Annotated in this window: 8 protein-coding genes; 4 read left to right on the top strand and 4 right to left on the bottom strand. The window is 43.5% G+C overall.

Annotation, left to right across the window (positions count from 1 at the left end; translation table 11 throughout):
• Positions 1 to 27: 27 nt before the first annotated feature.
• Positions 28 to 612, bottom strand: coding sequence for a GNAT family N-acetyltransferase (locus tag RH89_RS12540; RefSeq protein ID WP_004402276.1), 585 nt, complete (start codon positions 610 to 612; stop codon positions 28 to 30).
• A 111-nt stretch (positions 613 to 723) separates the two neighbouring features.
• Here RH89_RS12540 and RH89_RS12535 point away from each other — a divergent pair, with 111 nt between their 5' ends.
• Positions 724 to 1,335, top strand: a complete 612-nt coding sequence (locus RH89_RS12535) for a DNA-J related domain-containing protein (protein ID WP_004402275.1) — start codon at positions 724 to 726, stop codon at positions 1,333 to 1,335.
• 4 nt (positions 1,336 to 1,339) lie between these two features.
• On the opposite strand, the gene RH89_RS12530 is transcribed toward RH89_RS12535, so the two are convergent.
• Positions 1,340 to 1,774 carry a DUF4174 domain-containing protein gene (locus RH89_RS12530; RefSeq protein ID WP_004402274.1) on the bottom strand — a complete coding sequence of 145 codons (435 nt, stop codon included), beginning with the start codon at positions 1,772 to 1,774 and terminating at the stop codon, positions 1,340 to 1,342.
• Between the two features lie 175 nt (positions 1,775 to 1,949).
• On the opposite strand from RH89_RS12530, the gene RH89_RS12525 reads away from it, so the two are divergent.
• The 3 genes from RH89_RS12525 to RH89_RS12515 all read left to right on the top strand — a co-directional run bounded on the left by RH89_RS12525 (position 1,950) and on the right by RH89_RS12515 (position 4,099).
• Entirely contained in the window at positions 1,950 to 2,423 is a 474-nt protein-coding gene (locus RH89_RS12525) for a LabA-like NYN domain-containing protein (protein WP_038142878.1), read from the top strand.
• Between the two features lie 163 nt (positions 2,424 to 2,586).
• Entirely contained in the window at positions 2,587 to 3,618 is a 1,032-nt protein-coding gene (locus RH89_RS12520; RefSeq protein WP_004402272.1) for a DoxX family membrane protein, read from the top strand.
• Complete coding sequence (locus tag RH89_RS12515; RefSeq protein ID WP_004402271.1) at positions 3,602 to 4,099, top strand: hypothetical protein; 498 nt, start codon at positions 3,602 to 3,604, stop codon at positions 4,097 to 4,099. The genes RH89_RS12520 and RH89_RS12515 overlap by 17 nt, the downstream gene beginning before the upstream one ends.
• A 27-nt stretch (positions 4,100 to 4,126) precedes the next feature.
• On the opposite strand, the gene RH89_RS12510 is transcribed toward RH89_RS12515, so the two are convergent.
• Together RH89_RS12510 and RH89_RS29910 are read right to left on the bottom strand one after the other, a co-directional pair.
• Positions 4,127 to 4,318 (bottom strand): DUF2986 domain-containing protein, encoded by a 192-nt coding sequence (locus RH89_RS12510; protein ID WP_004402270.1) that lies wholly within the window; start codon positions 4,316 to 4,318, stop codon positions 4,127 to 4,129.
• 59 nt (positions 4,319 to 4,377) lie between these two features.
• Positions 4,378 to 5,244: MFS transporter (locus RH89_RS29910; RefSeq protein ID WP_004402268.1), on the bottom strand; the 867-nt coding region annotated here is incomplete at its 5' end.

The following is a 5,244-nucleotide window of genomic DNA, read 5'->3' as shown; positions in this document are numbered from 1 at the left end:
GAGCTTGGGGTTATCTAAGCAACCCATTTAAAGACCAGCGAATTCGCTGGTCTTTATCCAATATCTCTCCACCACGTCATTAAATACCGGAGAGAAGATTTTAGATTCGAACATCCCGCCACTCTTTTTGATCACGCTTTGTGACGCTTTATTGTCTTCACTGGTTGTGACTAAAACTTCAGAAACCCCAAGCTGTCTGGCTACATCCAACCCGCTTAATAGCATTTTAACTGCGTAACCCATTCCTCTGTAGGAAGGCGCAATATCAAATCCAATATGACCAAGTTCCTGTTTGTGAAACTCACTGTCTAACCGATGACGAATACGGAGCGTACCGACAATGTTACTTTTTTCATCTAAGTACCATCGATGGGAACAGGGCACATAGCCCGGTTTCAAATTTATACCTTGCTCTTCATCAAGTAAGGATTTTATGTAAGCTTGGAAGTCTTCAATGCCTTCGCTATAGAAATCGCAACCAAGAGGATCGTGAGTTTGAATATCGTTGTAAAAATCGATAAATGCGTATTCATGTGCAACATCAGGAGAGATAAGCATAGGTAAGAGTCTGGCGTAAGTCTTTGATTCAAATTCAAAAGAAACCAGTACCATAATATTGAGCTGTATACAAATTAAAATCTGTGATATCCGTTAACGTATCAGGAATGACAAATTCTCATCTATAGCTTTGAATGTAAGTAGTAGATCCAACGAAGAGTGCTTATGTCGAACAACGATCTTATCCATAGCCATGACCCGCATATGGAAAACCCGCTAGTATGGCCGATTTTGGAAGTTCTGAAAAAACAGCATCAGGGCTGGAAAGTGCACACCTTAGCTTCCCATCTGTCTGAGCTTGGAATTATTCCGTTTCTGGATTCATCTCCAGAGAAAGACTTGTTTAAGCGTAACTTTCTTATGATGAACGCTTTATACCAGCTTCAGGACACACTGTATCCTGAATCTTGGGTACAGGTTCAGGCGATGGATATCCAGCTAATGAACGAGATTGAGGCGAGAGGGCACGAAATAGACGTCGAAGATCCATTGCGAGACTACTACACAGACTGGAGCAACTACGAAGCTGAAAGTGGCGAAGTAAAAAGGTTGCTTGATGAATTCTGGACACGCTATAGAAACTTTGTTGGTTCAGGTAATGGTGACATGACACGTCAGAAAGCGCTGGGATTGTTTGAGTTGGATGAAAATGCAACATACCCCGAAATCAGAAAGCAGTGGCGACGTATGGCACTTAAATGGCATCCGGATAGAGACGGTGGAAACGCAGAACGTTTTCGCACCTTATGCGAAGCATGGCATGTCCTGCGTGATTAATTCCCTAAATGCTGCAAGGGCTGCCTTGCAGCCTCATTTCTCTTTGTCTCATAGGCATTGAGTCGATCAGCTCATTGATGAAAGACCAGTCCGTCTCTTTGCCCCAGCGATACTTCTCTTCACCATCTTTACCGATAAGAATTGCAGTATGTTCTTCTTCGTCTATCCGGTAAATTTTCGCGAGTTTTGCCACATCGAATTCCAGTTTAAGCCACGAAGGTTCTGTAAATCCGTCGTGGGTCATTACCAATGTGACCACGTCACGTTCTTTTAATGCACATTCGTTGGTCAAGGTTTCATACAGAAATTGACGCACGTATTCATCCTCCGAAGGGGCGAAATACAAGATGCTTCTGTGGGTCCAGCTTGGCTCGTAAGCCGGGTAAGAAGCGACGGATGCACTGAACGCAATCAATGCAAGAAGAGGTAGTCGACACATATTGCCCCTCCGTTTCGGTTAGATTCCATGCCTTCTGGGTAGTCAATTCAGGCATATGGAATAGGGTAAGTATGGTCTTCTTACGGAAATAAAGAGCAAATAAGTGGTATTAAAGTCGAGATTTCTGGTTATTTCTGTATGCTTGTACGCGCTTAACTCCATTAAAGGTTTGATTGTGGAAAGAATTGCTATATTGGTTGATGTTCAAAACGTGTACTACACAACGCGCGAGACATTTCAGAAGAATTTTGATTACAACGTTTTTTGGCGAAAAGTGACCCAAAATCGCGAAGTGGTTTACGCTAACGCCTATGCGATTTCGAGTACGCAAGAGAAACAACGACAGTTCCACCATATACTACGTGGCATTGGTTTTAATGTGATTCTGAAGCCATTTATTCAACGAATGGATGGCAGCACTAAAGGTGATTGGGACGTTGGTATTGCCATTGATGCGATTGAAATCGCACCTGAGATAGACACATTGGTTCTGGTTTCTGGTGATGGCGATTTCGAAGTGCTGGTAAACAGAATTCGTGAGAAATACGGAAAGAGAGTCGAAGTATACGGAGTCGAAGCGCTTACTGCTCTGTCTCTGGCTAACAGCGCCAGCCAATACGTACCCATCGAGGGAGAGCTTCTCCTTTAAGATTTTAACTGCAGCTCAGCGAGTATGCCCGACAATACGTGGGAAAAAAGCAGACTCGCTTTGATAATCTTGTAAAAGCTCAAAAGCTTCCTAAATTTAATATTGGAAAAAACATCTAACTTTATGAGTAAGTTTAGATTTCATATTAAATTAGGGGCGAGCTATGCAAAAAACGATTAAGCCTTTTCTCGCAGCATTTCTGTTGTTTCCACTCTTTCTATTTAGCCTTGAAAGCTCAGCGCACGTTAAGTGGTTTGTCGATACAGAAAACGCAGCAGTACAAAACTTCCAGCCATACTCATTCACTGATATCGAAGTTTTGGTATGGATCGTCATCGCTATATTTCTTGTCTGTGCTTCCATATTTCTTGACCCTAGATTACCAACCATTCCGATCATTGATGCGAAAGCCCGCAAAGATGTAATTGAAATTCTCAGAATATTCACCGGAATGGCATTGCTGCTTACTGCTTATGATGGCTCAATCATCGCCCCGCATTATGACGCGTATGGGCATTTCGGAACCTTCCTGGTGTTCTTTCAAGCGACCATTGGAATCATGCTCATCAGTAACCGGCTGATTTTCCATGCTTCGATCTTAATTATCTTGTTGTTCATGGGTGCAATTGCACAATACGGATTCATCGAAACACTGGAATATTGCAATATTCTGGGCATCGCTTTGTTCCTCATGTTCAACAGTTTTTCCAAGCCAGAACTTCAGGAAAAATACAAACCTTACTCGGTAGCTTCACTGCGTATTTTCACTGGGGTCGCGTTGATTACTCTCGGTGTATCCGAAAAATTAACCGGAGCGCTATACGGGGAAGCGTTTATCGAGATGTATCAATGGAACTTTATGGAGAACTTAGGGTTTGAATTTTACTCCGATCGGCTGCTAGTGCTGTCCGCAGGCGTTATGGAAGTGGTGTTCGGAACCATTCTGATTTTGGGAACAACCACACGACTAAATGTTCTGGTTATTTCCAGCTTCATGTTCCTTTCCAACGTAACATTTCTCGTTCAGAACAATAAAGACGCCGCATTAATGGAGCTAATCGGTCATATGCCAATTATCGCATCCGCTCTGGTTCTTATGTTCTTTGGCTACGGGCAGCGTTTAAAAATCACGTCTTTGTTTCGCCAATCTGAAAAAACTGTAGCCGAGGGAGCGTTGGATGATACTCGACTTTAAATTTCCATACTCCATTTACTGGGCGCTATTTTTTGTCTTTGTTGGGATATGGATTGCTCCATTCGTTAATGTTTCAGAAATTGAGGAAGAAGATCACAGCTCTCATTACACGCATGATCATTCGATGAGTCATAAAAAATATGAGGTAGCACAATCAGTCGCGCCAAAAATAGAGCTTGAGCTACTCAAAGATACCAAATCCGGTTGGAACTTGATTCTGCATACAAGCAACTTTGAATTTACTCCTGAAAAGGTAAATCAAAGTAACCAGCCAAACCAGGGACATGCGCATCTTTATGTTAACGGTGAGAAGATTACCCGTCTCTATGGTAAACACTTTTATCTTTCAGACTTTCCAGTCGGGGAGCATGAAGTCGTTGTGAACCTGAACACCAATGATCATTCAGAGTATTCGGTAAACGGCGAGGTTATTGAGGCACGAGTGAAACTTGTTCAAGTCGGAGATAAAGAAAAGCGCTAACAAGTAGCGCTTCATTCAATGCATAGCTTAGGAATCAGAAGGGGCTGACGTTTCAACTCCTGACTCTTCAGTAGAAGCCTGTTCTGCTTCCATTTTGGCTCTGTCTGCTTTGGAGATGTATTTAGGTTTGTTGCTTTTATGAAGCTTCGTCGTTTTTCTTTTTTGCTTCTTTTTCAGAATCTCGTTGATTTTCTTTTTCGGTTCATTGCTGTATTCCACTTCGCTCAATGACGCGCAGAATACAGCGATATGAATGTGAATACAACGAACGAAGCCGTTTACTCGCCCGCAACCAAGGTAGGCTTGTGCCTGACACTTACGACCAGCATGTATAAGCTGGTTGCCAGCAAAATGATAAACAAGTAGCCCATCAATCCTTCGCCGCTTCCCAAAAACAGATCGGCGACGACAGGACCAAATACGGAGCCAACACTGTAGCTAAACAACATCACCTGAGTAGCAGAAACAATATGGTTCTCTGCCAGATTGTCGCACCCTAGGTTGATTGCAATAGGGTATAAGGCGAAACTTGCCATCCCCAGTACAAACAAAGATGACGCCATCACGAAATCTGATTCAAACAGTGCCAGCAGAGCAATTGCACTGGCACCAATAAAACTGAATAGAGCGAGCAACAACGTTCTGCCCGCGTACTTTAACAGCCAAGAAGCAATAGGTTGTACTACCATTCCACCTAAAATCACCAACGCCATCAAACTGCCAACATGGTTTAGCTCAACGTCACGAGTGGTTAACTCAAGTGGCATCAATCCGTAAATCGCTCCCAATACAAGCCCGGAAACTACGCATCCAACAATCGCAGGTTTACTCAATAACAAAATCTGGCGCATTGACATGCTGCCATGTTGTCCGCATGTCGGTTGGGTAGAGCGAAGTACCATCAAGGATCCCATTGCCATGAAAACCAGAGACAGAATAGCGATAAAGGGGATGAGTCCCGTTACGCCAAATACGCTGATACCCAGTTGCCCAAGAGAAGAACCGCCGTAAAGTGACGTCATGTAGATGCCCAGACGCTTAGCTCGTCCTGACGCGCTACCAGCCAATAACCAGGACTCGACGATGACAAACACGCCAGCTACAGCCATACCGGCCACTAATCGCGCAAAGATCCACACTTCTGC

This window comes from Vibrio nigripulchritudo ATCC 27043, assembly GCF_000222685.1.
GTDB lineage: Bacteria > Pseudomonadota > Gammaproteobacteria > Enterobacterales > Vibrionaceae > Vibrio > Vibrio nigripulchritudo.
This window is presented reverse-complemented; position numbering and strand designations above follow the sequence as displayed.